Below are 20364 nucleotides of genomic sequence, written 5' to 3'. Positions count from 1 at the left end.
CCGCGCCGACCGGGACCGGGGCCGCCCCGGTCGCGCCGACCGGGGCCGGGGCCGTCGGGGCCGCGTCGCCGGTCGCCCCGCTGCGCATGGTGGTCAGCGACGACGACCCGTACTGCTCGGCCGACCGGGCCGTCGCGTTCGCCGGAGCCCTCGGCGCGGACGTCGTCCGGGTCGGCGCCCTGGGCCACGTCAACGTCGCCAGCGGCATCGGTTCCTGGCCGGCGGGTCGTGCGCTGCTGGAGGACTTCGAGCGCACGCTGTGACCCCTCGCGCAGGGCCGCGCGACACGCCGTTCACATTCCGCCCGATATGGCAGGGGCTCCGGCGACACACCGCGGATGTCCACGGAGATGAGCCCCGCGATATTTATCCTCCGAGCATGGAAACGCAGTCCGGTGCACGCACCCCCCTCGTCGACCCCTTCGGTCGCGAGCTCGAGGAGTGGCTCCGTGACGCCCCGGCGACGCGCGCCCCGTACCTGTCGGACCTCGTGGTCCCGCCGGTCACCGGGCCCGTGCAGCGACCGGACGCAGCGTCGGACGCCGCAGTCGAACCCGCCACGACCGTCACCGAGTCGGAGGACGGCGTCGTCTCGCCGGTCGACGACTCCGCCTTCCGTCGCCGCCGCGACCGTGCACGGCACGCCGCGGTCTGCGCGCCGTCCTTCCCCGAGCCCCCGGAACGCATCGCCCTCCGCATCGAGGACCTCGCCGTGCAGGTGTCCGCTTCCAGCGGGCGTACCACGGTCGAGCGCATCGTGATCCTCGAGGACGAGGTCCGCCGTCGCGACGAGGACCTCGCACGCCTCGCCGCGTGGGAGGCCACCGTCGCCGGGAGCAGCGACCCGGAGGTCGAGGCCGCCCGTGCTTTCGCCCACACCGTCTTCGCCGACCTGCTCGCGGACGCCGCACTCGAGGCCGACCGTCGTGACCGCGCAGCCGCACGCCGCGCCGCCACCGGCACCGTCGTCGCGGTCCGGCCGCCCGCGCCCGCGCTCGTCGAGGCCACCGAGGTCGTCGACGCGATCGACGCCCCCGAACCGGTGGGGGACGAGGCGACCGTCCTGAACCGTGACGAGCCCGCTCGTCCGGTGCTGTCCCTCCCGGTCGTCTCGCCGGTGTCCGCGAACACGCGACCCGCCCCGCTCGTCCAGCCCGCCACCGGGCCGACGGTCATCGACCGCGCCGCGTTCGCCGCCGCGCTCACGGCACACAGCGGCGCGACCGCGAGCACGCCGGTCGTCCTGCCCGAGGCGGTCACCCCGGCTGCCGCGGCGGACCAGGCGACCGGCGTCACCGAGAAGTCGAACGAGGGCGAGGACACCGCTCCCGTCGGCTGGTGGTCGCGACTCGTCGCCCGCATCCTGCACGCGTTCGGACGCTGATCCACAACCCCGCTCCGGGCTCTCCGCCGTCCACAGGCGCCTCCGTGACCCGGTCGTCTCGGTAGACTGACGGGATGCCGACGCTCCGCGAACTCCAGGCCGTGATCGAGGACCTGTGGCCCGCCGCCGGCGCCGAGTCGTGGGACGCCGTCGGCCTCGTCGCAGGCGATCCCGGCCAGGCGATCGAGCACGTCCACCTGGCGGTCGACGCGGTCCCAGCGACCGCGCACGAGGCGGTCGACCTCGGCGCCGACCTCCTGCTCACGCACCACCCGCTCCTGCTCCGTGGCGTGACGACCATCGCCGAGTCGACCTACAAGGGCAGCGTGCTCACGACCCTCGTCCGCGGTGGCACGGCACTCGTCGCCGCGCACACGAACGCCGACGTCGTCACGACCGGCACCTCGGCCGTGCTCGCGGACCGCCTCGGTCTCACCGACCAGAGCCCGCTCGAGCCCGGGGCGGACCCCTCGACGGGCATCGGTCGCGTCGGCACGCTGGCCGAACCGACCACCCTCGGAACGCTCGCCCGGGCGCTCGTCGACGTCCTCCCAGGGACCGCCACGGGGGTCCGGGTCTCCGGTGACTTCGACCAGCCGGTCCGCTCGGTCGCGCTCTGCGCCGGCGCGGGCGACGCTTACCTCCGCCACCCCGCCGTGCTCGGCGCGGACGTCTACGTCACGAGCGATCTCCGGCACCACCCGGCGTCCGAGTTCCGCGAGCAGGCGCTGCTCGGCGGCGGGCCGGCGCTGATCGACACGTCGCACTGGGCGACCGAGTGGCTCTGGCTCGACGTCGCCGCCGAGCAGCTGCGCCGTGCCGCCGGCGTCCGCGTCACCGTGAGCGACCTCCGCACCGACCCGTGGGACTTCGCCGTCCTGCCGGCCGCCGAACCCACCACCGACACTGAAGGAGTCTGACCATGAAGGCAGCACCCGAGGACCAGGTCATCCTCCTCGACGTCCAGCGACTCGACAACGACGTCACCCGGATCGCGCACCGCATCACCGCGCTGCAGAAGGGCGACCGGCTCACCGAGCTCGGCACCACAGCCGCCGGTCTGCGCGCGCAGCTCGCCGCCGCGACCGGCCAGGTCGAGGACGCCGAGCGTGAGCTCGCCCGCCTCGAGTCCGACACCGCGACGGCGCAGGCGCGCGTCGAGCGTGACACCACCATGCTGCAGCACGTCTCCAGCGCGAAGGACGCCGCCGGCCTGCAGAGCGAGCTCGAGTCGCTGCAGCGTCGCATCGGTGACCTCGAGACGGCCGAGCTCGAGGTCATGGAGAACCTCGACGGCTTCCGCGCCCGCGTCGGCGACGTCGAAGCGCAGCTCGCCGACGTCGAGGCCGCCCGTGCCGGACTGGTCGCCGAGCGCGACGCCGAGATCGCCCGGCTCGAGTCCGACCGGGAATCCGCGACGCAGAGCCGGGCCGCCGTCGCAGCGAAGGTGCCGGCGGACCTCCTCGCGCTGTACGACCGGCAGCGGGCCCGGTACGGGTTCGGCGCGTCGCTGCTGCAGGGCGGGGTGTCGACGGCGTCCGGTGTGACGCTCACTAACTCCGACCTGCAGGCGATCCGGCAGGCCGCCCCCGACGACGTGGTGCTCTGCCCGGACAGCGACGCGATCCTGGTGCGCACGGCCGAGTCCAGTCTGTAGACGCGACCGCCTGACGGACGGGAGGCGCGGTGCGGGCCGGCACCGCGCCTCCCGTCCGTCGTGGGGCGCGTTCGCGTTCGCGTGCGCCGAGTCTCGGGCGCGCCGAACCTCGGCCGGTGGCGGAGGGTGCGAATGGGCCGGCCGTACGCCGGGTTCTGTCCCGCCGCTCGCGCGGCGGTGACGGCCATCTCTCTCGGACCGACGTTGCCGTCGGCCTCCAGCGGTCTACCCGAGGACTCAGCGAGCAGCCTCGACGTCCTCTGTCTGACCTTGCTCCGGGCGAGGTTTACCGAGCGGATCCGGTCACCCGGACCCCTGGTGGTCTCTTACACCACCGTTTCACCCTTACCGACGTCGCCGCCGGCGGTCTGCTTTCTGTGGCACTGTCTCGCGGATTGCTCCGGGTGGGTGTTACCCACCGCCCTGCTCTGTGGAGCCCGGACGTTCCTCGGCACTCCCGCAGGGAGTGACGCGACCGTCTCACCGACCCATTCGCGTGATCGAGTTTAGTTGACTAATCCGACTTCGAACGCGCCGCGAGGGTCGCCGCGCCGATGATGCCCGCGTTGTTGCGGAGCGTCGCCGGGATGATGTCCGCCTGCAGGTCGAGCAGCGGCAGGAACTCCTCGTACTGCTTCGACACGCCACCACCGACGACGAAGAGCTCCGGGGACAGCAGCGCCTCGAGCGTGGAGTAGTACTTCTGCAGCCGCTTCGCCCAGTGCTTCCACGACAGGTCGTCCCGCTCCTTGGCGGCGAACGAGGCCCGCGACTCGGCGTCGTGCCCGTCGATCTCGAGGTGTCCGAGCTCCGAGTTCACGATGAGCACACCGTCGTTGATGAGCGCCGTGCCGATGCCGGTGCCGAGCGTCGTCACGATGACGAGCCCGTCCTTGCCCTTCGCCGCGCCGAACTGCTGCTCGGCGAACCCGGCGGCGTCGGCGTCGTTGACGAAGTGGATGGAGCGGCCGAGCTCCTTCTCGAACAGCGCCTCGGCCTCGAAGCCGATCCACTTCTTGGAGACGTTCGCGGCCGACATGGTCTTGCCGCCGCGGACGATCGCGGGGAAGCAGACGCCGACCGGGACGTCCGCCGCCGGCGCGAGCTCCTCGAGGATCGACGCGGCAACGGCGACGATGTCCTGCGGCTTGCCGCCCTCGGGCGTGGCCTTCTTGATCCGGTCGGTGGTGAGTTCACCGGTGGAGACGTCGACGATCGCGCCCTTGATGCCCGTTCCGCCGATGTCGACGCCGACTGCGAGGGAGGTCATGATTGTGCCTTTCAAGGGTCAGGAGACGGTGAGGAGCTCGGCGCCACGCTCGGTGACGACGAGGGTGTGTTCGAACTGTGCGGTCCAGGACTTGTCCCGCGTGGAGACGGTCCAGTCGTCGGCCCAGATGTCGGCCTCGATGCCGCCGAGGGTGAGCATCGGCTCGATGGTGAACACCATGCCCGGCTCGATGACGTCGTCGAAGCGCGGTGCGTCGTAGTGGGGGATGATCAGCCCGGAGTGGAAGGCCCGCCCGACGCCGTGGCCGGTGTAGTCGCGGACGACGCCGTAGCCGAAGCGCTTCGCGTAGGCCTCGATCGCGCGGCCGATGACGTTCACCTGGCGGCCCGGGGCGACGGCCTTGATGCCGCGCTCCATGGCGACTCGCGTGCGCTCCACGAGGTCGGTGACCTCCTGCGACGCCTGGCCGACGATGAACGTGCGGTTCGTGTCGCCGTGCATCCCGTCCTTGTAGGCGGTGATGTCGATGTTGACGAGGTCGCCCTCCTGCAGGACGGTGTCGTCGGGGATCCCGTGGCAGATGACCTCGTTGACGCTCGAGCAGAGGGACTTCGGGTAACCGCGGTAGCCGAGCGTGGAGGGGTAGGCGCCGTGTGAGACGACGAACTCGTGACCGATGCGGTCGAGCTCGTCGGTGGTGACGCCCGGACGGATGGCCTCGCCCACGGCGTCGATGGCCTGCGAGGCGATGCGCCCGGCGGTCCGGATCCGCTCGACCTCGTCCGGGGTGTACGTGTCGCCGAGGCCGTGCTCGTGCGGCTCGGCCTTGCCGACGTACTCCGGACGCTCGATGTCCTTCGGGACGGCCCGCTGCGGGGAGATTCGGCCAGCGGTCAGGTGTCCGTGTTCGTCCCGGGGCATGCCGACCACTCTAGCCGCGGCGCACCGCGCCCAGCGCAACCGCCTGGAGGCGCGGTGCCGGTCCGTCGGACGGGCACCGCGCCTCCAGGCGTTCGCCATCCCGCAAAGCGCAACGTGCGCGGCTTCTCGCAGCGTCATACCGCTGCGAGCAACCGTCAAGGTTGCGTTTTGCGGGGAGGGTCGGGCGCCTCGTCGGTACGTTGGCGGTATGAGCGACGAACGCATCGAGTCCCAGTGGTGGTTCAACGAGAAGACGCACGCCGTCGAGCAGGGCCCGCAGTCGCCGCAGCGCGACCGCATCGGCCCGTTCGCCACGCGCGAGGAGGCGCAACACGCCCTGGACCGGATCAAGGCGAACAACGAGCGCTGGGACGACGAAGACCAATAGGCTGATCACCCCAGCTGCACCACGGAAAGGGCGTCAATGGACAAGCAGACGGACTTCGTGCTCCGCACCATCGAGGAGCGCGGCATCAAGTTCATCCGACTCTGGTTCACGGACGTCATCGGGACGCTGAAGTCGGTGGCGATCGCCCCGGCCGAGGTCGAGGGCGCCTTCGCCGAGGGCATCGGGTTCGACGGCTCCGCGATCGAGGGGCTGACCCGCTCCTACGAGGCGGACGTCCTCGCCCACCCGGACCCCTCCACGTTCCAGATCCTGCCGTGGCGCGGCGAGATCGACCCGACGGCGCGGATGTTCTGCGACATCACGACGCCGGACGGGCAGCCCGCCGTGGCCGACCCGCGGAACGTCCTGAAGCGCACCCTGGCGAAGGCGAGCGAGCGCGGCTTCACCTTCTACACGCACCCCGAGATCGAGTTCTACCTGCTGAAGAGCCGCGAGTGGAAGGACGGCGGCCCGCAGCCCGTCGACCGCGCCGGATACTTCGACAACGTCCCCGGGGGCAGCGCGCACGACTTTCGCCGGCGTTCCGTCCGGATGCTCGAGGACCTCGGCATCTCGGTGGAGTTCAGCCACCACGAGGCCGGTCCCGGCCAGAACGAGATCGACCTCCGGTACGCCGACGCGCTGACGATGGCGGACAACATCATGACCTTCCGCACCGTCGTGAAGGAGGTCGCGATCGAACAGGGCGTGTACGCGACGTTCATGCCGAAGCCGATCTCCGGCCAGCCGGGTTCGGGCATGCACACGCACGTCTCCCTGTTCGAGGGCGACCAGAACGCCTTCTACGAGGCCGGCGGCCAGTACCAGCTGTCCGAGACGGCGAAGCAGTTCATCGCGGGCGTCCTCAAGCACGCTCCGGAGATCACGGCGGTCACGAACCAGTTCGTGAACTCGTACAAGCGCCTCTGGGGCGGCGACGAGGCCCCGTCGTTCGTGACGTGGGGTCACAACAACCGTTCGGCGCTCGTGCGCGTCCCGCTGTACAAGCCGAACAAGGGCCAGTCCTCGCGCATCGAGTACCGCGGCATCGACTCGGCGGCGAACCCGTACCTCGCGTACTCGCTCCTGCTCGCCGCGGGCCTCAAGGGCATCGAGGAGGGCTACGAGCTCCCGCCCGAGGCCGAGGACAACGTCTGGAGCCTCACGGACTCCGAGCGGAAGGCCCTCGGGTACAGCCAGCTCCCGGCGAGCCTCGACCACGCCCTGAGCCTCATGGAGGACTCGGAGCTCGTGGCGGAGACGCTCGGCGAGCAGGTCTTCAACTTCGTGCTCCTGAACAAGCGGCAGGAGTGGAAGCGCTACCGCGACCAGGTCACGCCGTTCGAGCTCGACACGAACCTCGGCGCGCTCTGACGGTTCCGGGAGCGCGCACCAGATGACCGGTCGGACGACGACGTCGCGTTCCGAACTCGCCCGCCTAGGCTTCGCGGAGCTGTCGGAGAGCCTGGAACGCATCACCGACCTGGAGGCGCGGTTCGGCCCCGACGTGCCGCTCCCGTTCTCCGGGTCGGATGCGTCCTGGGGGGCCACCGCCGACCCGGACGGCGCGCTCCGCGCGCTCGAGCGGCTGCTCGAGCGCGCGCCGGACGAACTCCGCCCGGTCCTCGACGACGAGGCCGCCACGGAGCGCCTCGTCCGCCTGCTCGGCGCGTCGGTCGGGCTCGGCGAGTTCCTGCACCGTCGTCCGGCCGAGATCGCACTGCTGCTCGAGCCCGTCACGGAGCCGTGGTCGCAGGAGCAGTACACCGAGTCGCTGCGCGCCGCGGTCGACGGCACCACCGGTGAGGACGCCCGGCTCCGGCTGCGGGTCCGCTACCGCCGGCACCTGGCGCAGATCGCGCTGTTCGACGTCCTGAACGCCTCACCGACCGAGGCGTTCCCCGCGGTGGCGGCCGGGTTGGCCGACCTCGCGGGGGCTGCGCTCGAGACGGCGGTGGACATCGCCCGGCGCGAGGTCCCGTTCCCCGCCGCGGACGTCGCGGCGACCCCGCTCGCGGTCCTCGCGATGGGCAAGGCCGGGGCCCGTGAGCTCAACTACGTCAGCGACGTCGACGTCATCTTCGTCACGGAGCCGACACTCGACGAGGAGTCCGGCACGGGCGTCGGTACCGACCGTGCCGTGCTCATCTCGACGCGCCTGGCCATCGCGGCCACCCACGCCATCACCGACCTCGCGGCGGAGCCGGCCCTGTGGGAGGTCGACGCGAACCTCCGGCCCGAAGGCAAGGACGGCGCCCTCGTCCGGACGCTCGACTCCCACGTGGCGTACTACGAGCGCTGGGCGAAGGAGTGGGAGTTCCAGGCGCTGCTCAAGGCGCGTCCGATCGCCGGGTCGTCGGACCTCGGGGAACGCTACGCCGACGCGGTGGCCCCCTTCGTGTGGAACTCGGCGAAGCGCCCGGGGTTCGTCGAGTCGGTGCAGCGGATGCGGGAGCGGGTCACCGAGCACATCCCGGACGCCGAGGTCGACCGACAGCTCAAGCTCGGTCCCGGTGGCCTGCGCGACGTCGAGTTCACCGTGCAGCTCCTGCAGCTCGTGCACGGCCGGGACGACGAGTCCGTCCGGGTCCGCTCGACGCTCGAGGCCATGGACGCCCTGACCGCCGCGGGCTACGTCGGTCGTCCCGAGGCCGCGCGCTTCGGTCCGGACTACGCCCTGCTCCGCGTGCTCGAGCACCGCATCCAGCTCCGTCGCCTGCAGCGCACGCACCTCATGCCCTCCGACGAGGAGGAACTGCGTGTCCTCGCGCGGTCGAGCGGCCTCGCGAAGTCCGCCTCCGCGCTCGAGGCACGCTGGCGCGGGGTGAAGCTCGAGGTCCGCGGCCTGCACGAGCGCCTCTTCTACCGTCCGCTGCTGTCGGCCGTGGCCGCGAGCGACGGCGACATCGTCCTCACGAGCGACCAGGCCGTCGACCGCCTCGGGGCGATCGGATTCGCCGACCCGGCAGGCGCCCTGAGTCACATCCGTGCGCTGACGCAGGGCACGAGTCGGCGTGCGGCGATCCAGCGGAACCTCCTGCCGGTGCTCCTGCGCTGGATGGCGGAGGGACCCGCGCCGGACCGGGCGCTCCTGGCCTTCCGCCGGTTGAGCGACACCCTGGGGGAGTCCAGCTGGTTCCTCCGCATGCTCCGCGACTCGTCGGGTGCGGCGCACTCGCTCACCACGGTCCTGTCCGAGTCGGCCTTCCTGTCCGGGCTGCTGGAACGCTTCCCCGAGGCCGTGGCGTGGCTCGACGAGCCCGACACGCTGCTGCGCCCACGCCCGATCGAGTCCCTGCTGGCCGAGGTCACGGCGACGACCGCACGGCACGGGGACGACGTCGACGGTGCTGCCGCCCTCGTCCGGTCCGCCCGGCGCCGTGAGACCCTCCGCCTCGGCATGGCGGCCGTGCTCGGGTACCTCGACGTCGACGCCCTCGGTCCGGCCCTGAGCGACGTCACCGAGACGACCCTCGCGGGGGCACTGACGCTGGCGCGCCGGGACGCCCCGGCCGGCCTCGAGTTCGGCGTGATCGCGATGGGGCGGTTCGGTGGGCGGGAGCTCGGTTTCGGCTCCGATGCCGACGTCCTCTACGTCCACCGCGCCCGAGAGGACGACCTCCCGTCCGAGCAGGCCTCGCGCGCGGCCCAGACCATCGTGCGGGAACTCGCCCGGCTCACCGACGACGCCATCCACCCGTTCGAGCTCGACATCGACCTCCGGCCGGAGGGCAAGAACGGCCCGGTGGTGCGCACGCTCGAGTCCTACGGCGCCTACTACGCCCGCTGGTCGCTCACGTGGGAGGCCCAGGCCCTGCTCCGTGCCCGTGGCGCGGTCGGGGACGAGCAGCTGCTCCGTGACTTCGAGCACCTCGCCGACCGCACGCGCTACCCGGAGCACATCGACGACCAGCAGGTGCGGGAGGTCCGGCGCATCAAGGCCCGGGTCGAGTCCGAACGGCTGCCGCGTGGTGCCGACCCCGCACGCCACCTCAAGCTCGGCCGGGGCTCCCTCAGCGACGTGGAGTGGTTCGTCCAGCTGCTGCAGCTGCAGCACGCGTTGACCGTCCCCGGGCTCCGCACCACGTCGACGCTCGAGGCCCTCGATGCGGCGGCCGAGGCCGGACTCGTTGGCGCCGAGGACGCGGAACGGCTGGGGGCGGCGTGGCGCTTCGCCTCACGGACGCGCAGCGCCCTCGTGCTCTGGTCCGGCAAGACCACCGACGTGCTGCCCGTGGACCGGGTGCAGCTCGAGGGCATCGCCCGGCTGATGGAGTACCCGCCCGGGTCGGCGTCGCAGCTCGAGGACGACTACCTCGGTGTCACGCGGCGTGCTCGTCAGGTGTTCGAACGCGAGTTCTACGGCGCCTGACGGACGCCGTCGGAAGCGCTCGCGACACGCCTGGTCGACGGGTCGGAAGCGCTCGCGACACGCCCGGGTCGACGTGTTTCGGAGCGAGTTGACATGTCCTCGAAAGTGAATTCCCCGTAACCTTCGACGTCCCCCGTTCGGCGCTCACGTGTACCCCGGGGCGTTCGATGCATCGCTCCGTTACCGCACCGTGACCAACCGGGCGCGCCGTCCGGGACGTCGCATCCCGCACGCCTCGCGCCGCGCCCGGCCACCCCGTCGTGAACGGGGATTTCTCGTCGTCGCACGCCGCGCCTCCAGGCCGTCGACCGCGCCGCGCGGGGTGCGCGGCAGGGTGAACGGCGTCCGCCGGAGCGTTGTCAGCAGCAGTGCGGACAAGGCCGCTGCACCCGGTGGGGGACCACGGTGTACCCCGTAACGTCCCCGTAACACCCCCGGAAGGGGGTCGTGTTGCGAGGAGCATCACGTTTCTGCATCAATGGGAGCACCCGAACCGACCCTGATTCCCCGATGAAGCGGAATCTCCACCTCGAACGTTGAAGCAGGGATCGATGTTCACCTTCATTCTGCAGATCCGGCAGATGGTCGACGGGCACCCCGAGTTCTACCTGTTCGCCGTGTACTCCGCGGTGATCTGGTTGCTCTGGTTGCTCAAGGTCGTCCTCTCCGCCCGCTACCGCCCCTACACCGGCACCTACACCGGCACCACGAGCGTCGTCGTCCCCGTCGTGGACGAACCGATCGACCTCTTCCGCGACGTGATCGGCCGCATGGTCGAACAGGGTCCCGGCGAGATCATCGTCGTCATCAACGGCGCGAAGAACGAGGCGCTCGAGATGGTCTGCGACGAGTTCGCCCCGCTCGTCCGCTGGACCCACACGCCCATCCCCGGCAAGCGCAACGCCGTCAAGGTCGGCACCGAGATGTCCAACGGCGACATCACCGTGCTCGTCGACTCGGACACGGTGTGGACGCCGGGCACGCTCCCGGAGTTGCTCAAGCCGTTCGCCGACGCATCCGTCGGCGGCGTCACGACGCGGCAGCGCATCCTCGAGCCGACCCGCTCCTGGATTACCCGCTGGGCGGACTGGCTGGAGAACTCCCGCGCGCTGTACTCGATGCCCGCGCAGAGCGTCCTGGGCCAGATCGGCTGCCTGCCCGGTCGCACGATCGCCTTCCGCCGGGACATCCTCGTGCGGGTCATGGACCGCTTCATGCACGAGAAGTTCATGGGCGTGTTCCTCGAGGTGTCCGACGACCGGACGCTGACGAACCTCACGCTCAAGGAGGGGTACCGCACCGTCTACCAGTACACGTCGCTGGTCTACACGGACGCCCCGCTCCAGGTGAAGAAGCTCTTCAAGCAGCAGCTCCGCTGGGCTCGTGGTTCGCAGTACAACACGCTGCGGATGCTCCCGTGGATGCTCGGCCACGCGCCGATCCTCGCGCTGTTCTTCCTGACGGACATCATCCTGCCGTTCATGCTCTTCGGCGTGATCGCCGGCTGGGTCTACCGCGGCCTCACCGGGCAGGGCGAGAACCTGTACCAGGGCATCCTGCACCAGTACGGGTTCTCCACCGGCTTCATCTACGTCGCCGGGCTCATGGTGGTCTCGAGCGTGCTGAGCATGGCGATCCGCCAGATGCGCCACCTGGCCGAGAAGCCGAGCGACTTCTTCCGCCTGCCGATGTTCATCATCGTGTCGACGTTCTTCCTCATGCCGATCCGACTCCTCGGCTTCTTCCGCCTGGCGCACGCGTCCGGGTGGGGGACCCGCGCCGGCGCCTACGCCGGGGGACCGATGGAGGAGGACCCGGGCGACGCCGTGCAGCCGCCGGCCATCGCGACGCAGACCCCGGTCAGCCCGATCGACGCCGCACCCGCAGGTCCGGTGGACGCCACCGACCGCGCTCGGGCGGCCCTCGCCACGGACCCGGCGTACGCCGACGACCAGCGTGCCGCCGACCGGGCGTTCGACGAACTGTTCGGCGCGGACGCCACCACCAACTCCACCGCGACGGTGCTCGCGACCCGGCGTTCGGCAGCCACTGCGGTGCAGTCGGTCCGGACGTCGGCACCCGCGCCGGCACGCGTCCGCCGGTACAACCCGTACGCCGCGATCCCGTACTGCATCGGCTTCGCGATCTTCGCCCTGGAGGCCTTCCTCATTGTCTGACCTCATCCGCTCTTCAGGTGCCTGGTGGGCCCAGTCCAGCAAGCACGCACGACTCACCGCAGTCGGCACCACCGCCATCGTCCTCGTCCTCGGACTCATCACCTGGAACGTCTGGGTCTCCCCGACGGGTTCCGTGTCCACCGCGGTCCACCAGGCGCTCGGCGTCACGCCGCCGAAGAAGAAGGTCTCGGCCGCCGAGCTCCAGACGAAGCTCACCGCCGCCCAGAAGAAGATCTGGTCGCTCGAGGGCAAGCTCGACTCCTCGACCGCCCAGGCCGGCTCGCGTGCCGACCAGATCACCCAGCTCAAGGCGCAGATCGCGTCGCTGCAGTCCGAGCTCGGTGCCGCCGAGAGCGGTTCGGGAGGCGCGTCCTCCTCCGGCGGGTCGGGTTCCACCGTGAACGCGGCCGGCTCCGGCTCCGGCAGCGGCTCGGGCAGCGGCTCCGGCTCGGGGAGCGGCTCCGGTTCCGGCGGCGTGACGAACGCGAACGCCGGGCCGTCGACCGACCCGACGACGACGCCGATCAGCACGCCCACCAAGGCGCAGATCCTCGGGCAGCAGTCCCGCTGGTACGGCCTCTACACCGCGCAGTCGCCCTTCAACTGGTCCGAGTACGACCAGGTGTCCAAGGAGGTCGGGAAGGCGACGAACATGGTCGGGTTCTTCCAGGGCTTCGACCAGGACTTCAACGCGAACGCCGTCCAGCGCTCCTGGGCGAACGGCCGCCTGCCGATGATGACGTGGGAGTCCGCGCCCGCCAAGACCGGCAACGACGAACCGTACGTCGAGGGCTACACGAACGAGGACGTCATCTCGGGCAAGTTCGACGCCTACCTGACGAAGTACGCGCAGGCGCTCAAGGCGAACGGCATGCCGCTCGTCATCCGCTTCGACCACGAGATGAACGGCCAGTGGTACAACTGGTCCGAGTCCACGAAGCAGCAGAACGCCGCCGGCTCCTACACCGCGATGTGGAAGCACGTGTGGCAGGTCTTCCAGGACAACGGCGCGAACCAGTACGCCATCTGGGACTGGTCGCCGTCGCGCATCGACAAGCTCGGCAACACGAAGTACCAGACGCTCGATTACCTGCGGAACTACTACCCGGGTTCGCAGTACGTGGACTGGGTCGGCATGAGCGGCTACTACCGCGACACCACCGAGGAGCCGACGTTCCAGAACACCTTCGGTGCCACGCTCGGGCAGATCCGGCAGGTCGCACCGGGCAAGGGGATCGTCCTCAACGAGATCGGTGCCACCGAGACCGGGGGGAGCGCGTCCAACTCGCAGAAGTCGCAGTGGATCAACTCCCTCTTCGACGCCCTGGCCGACCCCGCGAACCGCGACATCATCGGCTTCGCGTACTTCAGCGAGACCGCGACGACCATCGTCGACGGCACGCGCACCACCAACGACTGGCGCCTCGACTCCCGATCGGACAGCCTCCAGGCCTTCGCCGACGGCATCAAGCGCACCGACATCGACTACGACCTGCAGGAGGTCAAGCAATGACCGCGTCCAAGAAGTCGTCCGCAGCGGCCGACACCCGTCCCGCACCCGTCATCAGCGTCATCGGCACCGGCTACCTCGGTGCCACCCATGCAGCCGCGATGGCCGAGATGGGCTTCGAGACCATCGGCGTGGACGTCGACCCGGCGAAGCTCGCGGCGCTCTCCGCCGGCGAGGTCCCGTTCTACGAGCCCGGGCTGCCGGAGCTCATCACGAAGCACGTCGCCAGCGGCAAGCTCCGCTTCACCGCCGACATCGCGTCAGCAGTGGCGGCAGCGGACGTGCACTTCGTGTGCGTCGGCACCCCGCAGCGCGCGGGCTCACACGCCGCGAACCTGTCCTACGTGGAGAGCGCCACCCGTGGCGTCGCCGAGAACCTCACCCACCCGGGGCTCATCGTCGGCAAGTCGACCGTGCCCGTCGGCACCGCCGCACGCCTCCGCGGCATCGTCCGTGAGTTCGCACCCGCCGGCATCGACGCGGAACTCATCTGGAACCCCGAGTTCCTCCGCGAGGGCAAGGCCGTCGACGATACCCTCCACCCCGACCGTCTGGTGTGGGGCGGGGCCTCACCCGCCGCCGACGCCGTCATCCGCGAGGTGTACGCGGCACCGATCGCCGAGGGCACCCCGGTGATCACGACCGACCTCGCCACCGCCGAGCTCGTCAAGGTCAGCGCGAACGCGTTCCTCGCCACGAAGATCTCGTTCATCAACGCGATCTCCGAGATGTGCGCGATCACCGGCGCCGACGTGTCGACCCTGGCTGACGCCCTCGGGCACGACGCCCGCATCGGCCGGAAGTTCCTCAACGCGGGTCTCGGGTTCGGCGGTGGCTGCCTGCCGAAGGACATCCGGGCGCTCATGCACCGCGCGAACGAGCTCGGCGCCGGCCGGGTCGTCGGGCTGATGCAGCAGGTCGACGAGATCAACATGGGGCAGCGCGAGCGCGTCATCGACATGACGATCGACGCCCTCGACGGCTCCGTGCTGAACCGCCGCGTCGCCGTGGTCGGGGCCGCGTTCAAGCCCCTCACCGACGACGTCCGCGACTCGCCGGCGCTGAACGTCGCGGCCGCGCTGCACCTCCGCGGCGCCCAGGTCACCCTGTGGGACCCGGAGGCGATGGAGACCGCACGTCGCTCCTTCCCGACCCTCACCTACTCGTCCTCGATGGAGGGTGCGATCGAGGACGCCGACGTCGTGCTCGTCCTCACCGAGTGGGACGACGTCGTCGCTGCCGACCCGGCAGCGCTCGCCTCGATCGTCGGGCGCCGGACCGTGATCGACGCGCGCAACTGCCTCCCGGTCGCCGACTGGGTCAAGGCGGGATGGACCGTCCGTTCCCTGGGACGGCCCACTCCGGTCACGGGTGCACCCGTGAGCGTCGCTGCGGGGACGAACGACGTGCTGGCCACAGCGCGCTAGACGTCACCGCAGCGAGCGGGGTCCGTGCCGGGGCGGCACGGACCCCGCTTTCGTGCGCCCGGCGGCGCCCGGCGGCGCCCGGCGGCAGGGCGGCGGCGTGGCGTGGGCGGCGAAGCCGGCTTCGCGAAAGCGACAGTCTCCCGCGGGACTTCCGCGACACACTGTCGCTTTCGCGCCAGGGACAGACCGGCACGGCGGAAGACTGTCGCTTCGGCGGGTCGGAGGGGGCACGGGTCCGCGGGGTGGGACGCGACCGCCTGGAGGCGCGGCGCACGTCCGCCGGGCCGGCGCCGCGCCTCCAGGCGGTCACCCCTGACCCCGCCGAAGCGACAGTCTGCTAGCCGACTTCCGCGCCAGTCTGTCGCTTTCGCGACAAGGGCCCCGCACCGGAAACCGGTGCGGGGCCCTTGTGGAGCGTTCGGCTGATCAGACCCCGAAGTAGAGCTCGTACTCGAACGGGTGCGGGCGCTGCGCGAGCGGGAGGATCTCGTTCTCGCGCTTGTAGTCGATCCAGGTCTGGATGAGGTCCTCGGTGAAGACGTTGCCCTTCGTGAGGAACTCGTGGTCCGCCTCGAGCGCCTCGAGCGCCTCGTCGAGCGAGCCCGGGACCTGGGGGATGCCCTTCGCCTCCTCGGGCGGGAGCTCGTAGAGGTCCTTGTCGACCGGCTCGTGCGGTTCGATGCGGTTCTGGATGCCGTCGAGGCCGGCCATGAGCTGCGCGGCGAAGGCGAGGTACGGGTTGCCCGCGGCGTCCGGCGCGCGGAACTCGATGCGCTTGGCCTTCGGGTTCGTGCCCGTGATCGGGATGCGGATCGCAGCCGAGCGGTTACCGGCCGAGTAGACCAGGTTGACCGGCGCCTCGAAGCCCTTCACCAGGCGGTGGTACGAGTTGATCGACGGGTTCGTGAAGGCGAGCAGCGCCGGAGCGTGCTTGAGGATGCCGCCGATGTACCAGCGCGCGACGTCCGACAGGCCGCCGTAGCCGTTCTCGTCGTAGAACAGCGGCTTGCCGTCCGACCAGAGCGACTGGTGGGTGTGCATGCCCGAGCCGTTGTCACCGAAGAGCGGCTTCGGCATGAACGTGGCGACCTTGCCCCACTGGTCGGCCGTGTTCTTCACGATGTACTTGAACTTGAGGATGTCGTCCGCGGCGTGGACCATCGTGTCGAACTTGTAGTTGATCTCCTGCTGGCCGCCGGTGCCCACCTCGTGGTGCGAGCGCTCGAGCTCGAAGCCCGCCTCGATCAGCTTGAGGGTGATGTCGTCGCGCAGGTCGGCCGTCTTGTCGACCGGGGAGACCGGGAAGTAGCCGCCCTTGTACGGGGTCTTGTTCGCGAGGTTGCCGCCCTCTTCCTCGCGGCCGGTGTTCCAGGCGCCCTCCTCGGAGTCGACCGAGTAGAACGACTTGTTCTGCGTGACCGAGTAGCGGACGTCGTCGAAGATGTAGAACTCGGCCTCGGGGGCGAAGAACGCGGTGTCCGCGATGCCCGTCGACGCGAGGTACTTCTCCGCCTTCTTCGCCACCTGGCGCGGGTCGCGGCCGTAGATCTCGCCGTTCCGCGGGTTGTAGATGTCGAAGATCATGATCAGCGTGCGCTCGGCGCGGAACTGGTCGATGTAGGCCGTCGTCACGTCGGGGATGAGCTGCATGTCCGACTCGTGGATCGACGCGAAGCCGCGGATCGAGGAGCCGTCGAAGAGCTGTCCGACCGAGAAGAAGTCCTCGTCGACCGTCGACGCCGGGATGTTGAAGTGCTGCTGGACACCGGGCAGGTCCGTGAAGCGGATGTCGAGGAACTTGACGTCCGTGTCCTTGATGAAGGCGAGCACCTCGGAGGAATCGCTGAACATGTGTGTCGATCTCCTGGGGGTTGGGTGATGTCGGAGGTGCCGCGGGTGCACCCTCCGACGAGGCTATTGACACCGAGTTTCCCGGACGTGACTGCCTTGTTTCGTCCGTGTTACGTCGCCGTGGTCGCCTACGCTTGGAGCATGGCCCGCAGCACCACTCCGTCCTCCGCGTCGTCCGCCCACCCTGACGGTTGGCCCGGCAAGGACCTCGGTCTTCCGGAAGAGGGTCCCCGCAGTGTCGGGCGCATCGGCCGCCGGATCGTCGCGCTGCTCATCGACGGTGCGCTGGCCGACCTCGTCGCGTACGTGACCGGCGTGTGGTCGCCCGTGAACGGATCGGGCGACATCGCCCACTCGTGGATCCAGATCGCGATCTTCGCGGCACTGCAGATCCTGTTCATCTGCCTGCTGTCCGGGTCCTTCGGGCACATCTGCGTGGGCTTGCGGGTCGTGCCGATGCGCGGCGGGTACGTCGGTGTCTGGCGGCCCGTGGTCCGGACGCTGCTGCTCTGCCTGGTCGTGCCGGCGCTCATCATCGACCGTGACAGCCGCGGGGCGCACGACCGGATCGCGGGCACCGTCCTCGTCCGCCGCTGAGCGGCCGCGGGGCGGCCCGGGCGCCGACACCGCCGACACCGCCGGAAGGCAGAACGCCCCCGACCTGGCACGGTCGGGGGCGTTCTGCGGATGCCGGTGGCGTTTGTCAGCGCGGACGTCCGGCCCGCGCGCGCATCGGGTCCATGCCCTTCGGGATGGCCGAGGCGGGGCTCTGCGTCAGCGAGTCGAGACGGTTCGCGACCGCCAGGACCTCGTTGCGGTTGAGCGCCTTCTTGAACTTGTTCATGGCACGGGGGAGCTTGTGCAGCGTGACGGCGTCGTCACCGTCTCCGTCCTTGCCGGTGCCCACGTGCACGACGTGCACCGGGACGTTCGGGACGATCCGCTGGACCTTGCGGCGCTCCTCGTCGACCTGGCGGCTGAGGTTCCCGCGCTGCCCCTCGGTGATGAGCACGACACCGGGCGTACCGACCGCACGGTAGACGGCGGCCTGCGAACGGCCGTGCACCGCGACGGGCATCTCGCTCGAGCGCCACTGACGACGGAGCGAGTTCGACAGCACGGCCCCGACGGCACCCGGCTGGCCCTCGATCTGCGAGTAGGCGGCACGTTCGGCGAGGCGGCCGAGGACGATCAGGAACAGCAGCACGCCGAGCAGCACGCCGGCGACGATCCAGAGGATGATCGCGAGCCAGTTCTGGCCCGGCAGGAGCAGCGCGAGCAGGACGCCCAGCACCACGGGGACCACGAACGCCAGGGCGAACCACCAGACGGAGCTCGGGTCCGCCCGACGGGTCATGTTGAAGACCTGGTACATCTGCTTGAGACGACCCGGCTCCTTCGCCGTCGTACCTTGAGAACTGCTGCGTGCCATGCGTCCAGGATACGGCCTGCGTCGACATCTCCGGACCGTCGGTGATCCGGCTGTGGGCGAACAGCGTTCTCCACAGGAACGGTCCGAGCCGGGAGGCGCGCCTCGCCGCCCGTCAGGCTGTCCGGCATGCAGATGGTCACCGATCACGTCCGCTGGTGCGCGTCAGACGACGAGCGTCAGCTCCTCGCCTGGGTGTCCGACCGCTCGACGGTCGGCGCAGGGTCGGCGGGGCGCCACCTCGTCCCGATCGCCGCCGTCGGACGGCTGCCCGGCGGGCGCCTCGCGGTCGACGTCCTCCGTCCGGCCGGTACCCCGTTGTCCTCCGCGCTCGACACCCTCGGCACGCCGACGACCGGCGTCGCCGTGACCCTGACCGTGCCGCTGCTCGAGCTCGCGGCGACCGAACGCTGCGGGGCCGTCCGGATCGGTGCCGCTGGGCTGGACGACGTCCTCGTGGACGACGCGGGTGCGGTCGTGCTGTGCGATCGACCCCCCGGTTCCGACGGTGTCAGGCGGTCCGACCAGGACGGCGCCCGGGTCCTCGTGCTGGCGGCGCGGGTGGTGTGGGAGCGCACCGACGACCGTGACCCGGCACGACCGGTCGTGGACGCAGCCCTCGCCGAGGCCCTCGACGGCGACGTGGACGCCGTCCGTGCCGCACTCGCTCGCGTTCGCGCGACCGCGGCGCCGAGACCGGTCCGCTGGGACCCGCCCACGGACGACCTGCTCGTCGGCGTCCCGGACGCGGCGGCGACCTCCGACGGCTCGCTCCTGGCGGTCCTGCGGGAGACCGTCGAACGCGGGGTCCCGCTCGGTGGCGATCGTCGCCTGCCGCTCCGACGCGCGCTCGTCGGCGTCGTGGTCGCTGCCGGAGCCACGGCGGCAGCGGTCTTCGCCCTCGGCTGAGCGAACCTGCCCAGGAAACGGGGAACGGCCCCGATCCACTGCGGATCGGGGCCGTTCGCGTCGACCGGGTGCCGGCCTCAGTACCCGAGGTTCGGGCCGAAGTTGCCCTCCTCGAGGCGGTTCTTCACCGCGACGAGGTAGCGCGACGCGTCGGCACCGTCGATGATCCGGTGATCGTACGACAGGGCGAGGTAGACGAACGAACGGATCGCGATCGCCTCCTGCCCGTCGACCTTCACGACCGCCGGACGCTTCGTCACGATGCCCGTGCCGAGGATCGCCGACTGCGGGAGGAACACCACGGGGGTGTCGAACAGCGCGCCGCGCGAACCGGTGTTGGTCAGCGTGAACGTGCCGCCCGCGAGCTCGTCGGGCTTCAGCTGGTTGTTGCGCGTGCGCTCGGCGAGGTCCGCGATCGACTGCGAGAACTGCGCGAGGTTCAGCGACGCCGCGTCCTTGATCACCGGCGTGAGCAGGCCGCGCTCCGTGTCCACCGCGATGGAGACGTTCTCGGTCTCGGGGTAGACGATCTCCTCGCCCTCCACGGTCGAGTTGATCTTCGGGTGGGCCTTGAGCGCCTCGGACGCCGCGAGGGCGAAGAACGGCATGAAGGAGAGCTTCGAACCGGTCTTCTCGAGGAACTCGGCCTTGTGCGCGTCACGGAACTGCGCGACCTTCGTCACGTCGACCTCGACGACACTGGTGAGCTGCGCGGTCGAGGTCATCGACTGCACGGCACGCTCGGCGACGACCTTGCGGAGGCGGGTCATCTTCTCGCGGGTGCCACGGAGCGGGGAGACCTCGGCGACGAACGGACCGGCCGGGGCAGCGGCGGCGGCGGAGCCACCGGCGGCCGGGGCCTTCGCGGCGGCCGCGAGCACGTCCTCCTTGCGGATGCGCCCACCGACACCGGAACCGGTGACGGTCGACAGGTCGACACCCTGCTCGTTCGCGAGCTTGCGGACGAGCGGCGTGACGTAGCCGGAGGCCGATGCGTCCTGCGTCGGGTTCGGCACCGCGGGCGCGGGCGCCGATGCGGCGGGAGCGGCTGCCGGGGCCGGAACGGCAGCCGGCGGGGCGGCGGCGGGCGGCGGGACCGGAGCGGCCT

General features: G+C 70.6%; 17 protein-coding genes and 1 other RNA gene. 12 read left to right on the top strand and 6 right to left on the bottom strand.

Annotated features, from left to right (window positions below; translation table 11 throughout):
• The 4 genes from HP507_RS01330 to HP507_RS01315 form a co-directional block, all read left to right on the top strand.
• A partial coding sequence (locus HP507_RS01330) for an RBBP9/YdeN family alpha/beta hydrolase (RefSeq protein ID WP_175350077.1) occupies positions 1-263 on the top strand: 263 nt, incomplete at its 5' end.
• Between the two features lie 116 nt (positions 264-379).
• Positions 380-1384 (top strand): hypothetical protein, encoded by a 1005-nt coding sequence (locus HP507_RS01325; protein WP_175350076.1) that lies wholly within the window; start codon positions 380-382, stop codon positions 1382-1384.
• A 74-nt stretch (positions 1385-1458) separates the two neighbouring features.
• On the top strand, positions 1459-2304 hold the full coding sequence (locus HP507_RS01320; protein WP_175350075.1) for a Nif3-like dinuclear metal center hexameric protein: 846 nt from the start codon (positions 1459-1461) through the stop codon (positions 2302-2304).
• A gap of 2 nt (positions 2305-2306) precedes the next feature.
• Positions 2307-3041 (top strand): zinc ribbon domain-containing protein, encoded by a 735-nt coding sequence (locus HP507_RS01315; protein WP_175350074.1) that lies wholly within the window; start codon positions 2307-2309, stop codon positions 3039-3041.
• Positions 3042-3170: 129 nt separating this feature from the next.
• On the opposite strand, the gene rnpB is transcribed toward HP507_RS01315, so the two are convergent.
• The 3 genes from rnpB to map all read right to left on the bottom strand — a co-directional run bounded on the left by rnpB (position 3171) and on the right by map (position 5193).
• Positions 3171-3532, bottom strand: an RNA gene (rnpB, locus tag HP507_RS01310) — RNase P RNA component class A.
• 23 nt (positions 3533-3555) lie between these two features.
• Positions 3556-4311, bottom strand: a complete 756-nt coding sequence (gene ppgK, locus HP507_RS01305) for a polyphosphate--glucose phosphotransferase (protein ID WP_175350073.1) — start codon at positions 4309-4311, stop codon at positions 3556-3558.
• A gap of 18 nt (positions 4312-4329) precedes the next feature.
• Complete coding sequence (map, locus tag HP507_RS01300; RefSeq protein ID WP_175350072.1) at positions 4330-5193, bottom strand: type I methionyl aminopeptidase; 864 nt, start codon at positions 5191-5193, stop codon at positions 4330-4332.
• Positions 5194-5401: 208 nt separating this feature from the next.
• Here map and HP507_RS01295 point away from each other — a divergent pair, with 208 nt between their 5' ends.
• The 6 genes from HP507_RS01295 to HP507_RS01270 all read left to right on the top strand — a co-directional run bounded on the left by HP507_RS01295 (position 5402) and on the right by HP507_RS01270 (position 15067).
• A complete protein-coding gene (locus tag HP507_RS01295; RefSeq protein ID WP_175350071.1) occupies positions 5402-5581 on the top strand; it encodes an SPOR domain-containing protein in 180 nt (59 codons plus the stop codon).
• A gap of 36 nt (positions 5582-5617) precedes the next feature.
• Positions 5618-6955, top strand: a complete 1338-nt coding sequence (gene glnA / locus HP507_RS01290; RefSeq protein WP_175350070.1) for a type I glutamate--ammonia ligase — start codon at positions 5618-5620, stop codon at positions 6953-6955.
• Between the two features lie 22 nt (positions 6956-6977).
• On the top strand, positions 6978-9953 hold the full coding sequence (locus tag HP507_RS01285) for a bifunctional [glutamine synthetase] adenylyltransferase/[glutamine synthetase]-adenylyl-L-tyrosine phosphorylase (RefSeq protein ID WP_175350069.1): 2976 nt from the start codon (positions 6978-6980) through the stop codon (positions 9951-9953).
• Positions 9954-10504: 551 nt separating this feature from the next.
• On the top strand, positions 10505-12130 hold the full coding sequence (locus HP507_RS01280; protein ID WP_175350068.1) for a glycosyltransferase family 2 protein: 1626 nt from the start codon (positions 10505-10507) through the stop codon (positions 12128-12130).
• A complete protein-coding gene (locus tag HP507_RS01275) occupies positions 12123-13643 on the top strand; it encodes a glycoside hydrolase family 26 protein (RefSeq protein ID WP_175350067.1) in 1521 nt (506 codons plus the stop codon). Before HP507_RS01280 ends, HP507_RS01275 begins: the two co-directional genes overlap by 8 nt.
• Positions 13640-15067 (top strand): UDP-glucose dehydrogenase family protein, encoded by a 1428-nt coding sequence (locus HP507_RS01270; RefSeq protein WP_175350066.1) that lies wholly within the window; start codon positions 13640-13642, stop codon positions 15065-15067. The genes HP507_RS01275 and HP507_RS01270 overlap by 4 nt, the downstream gene beginning before the upstream one ends.
• A 426-nt stretch (positions 15068-15493) precedes the next feature.
• On the opposite strand, the gene glnA (HP507_RS01265) is transcribed toward HP507_RS01270, so the two are convergent.
• Positions 15494-16918: a type I glutamate--ammonia ligase gene (glnA, locus tag HP507_RS01265; protein ID WP_175350065.1), complete on the bottom strand. Its 1425-nt coding sequence runs from the start codon at positions 16916-16918 to the stop codon at positions 15494-15496.
• Between the two features lie 141 nt (positions 16919-17059).
• Between glnA (HP507_RS01265) and HP507_RS01260 the strand changes: the two genes are divergently transcribed.
• Positions 17060-17515, top strand: coding sequence for an RDD family protein (locus HP507_RS01260; RefSeq protein ID WP_175350064.1), 456 nt, complete (start codon positions 17060-17062; stop codon positions 17513-17515).
• Positions 17516-17621: 106 nt separating this feature from the next.
• Here the strand turns inward: HP507_RS01260 and HP507_RS01255 are convergent, their stop codons facing one another.
• Positions 17622-18350: a DUF4191 family protein gene (locus tag HP507_RS01255; protein ID WP_175350063.1), complete on the bottom strand. Its 729-nt coding sequence runs from the start codon at positions 18348-18350 to the stop codon at positions 17622-17624.
• A 126-nt stretch (positions 18351-18476) separates the two neighbouring features.
• Between HP507_RS01255 and HP507_RS01250 the strand changes: the two genes are divergently transcribed.
• On the top strand, positions 18477-19256 hold the full coding sequence (locus HP507_RS01250) for a hypothetical protein (RefSeq protein ID WP_175350062.1): 780 nt from the start codon (positions 18477-18479) through the stop codon (positions 19254-19256).
• A gap of 77 nt (positions 19257-19333) precedes the next feature.
• Here the strand turns inward: HP507_RS01250 and sucB are convergent.
• Positions 19334-20364: 2-oxoglutarate dehydrogenase, E2 component, dihydrolipoamide succinyltransferase (gene sucB, locus HP507_RS01245; protein WP_175350061.1), on the bottom strand; the 1031-nt coding region annotated here is incomplete at its 5' end.

The sequence above is a fragment of the Curtobacterium pusillum genome, from assembly GCF_013359865.1.
GTDB lineage: Bacteria > Actinomycetota > Actinomycetes > Actinomycetales > Microbacteriaceae > Curtobacterium > Curtobacterium pusillum.
The sequence above is the reverse complement of the archived record's forward strand: the minus strand, read 5'-3'. Positions and strand labels throughout refer to the sequence as shown.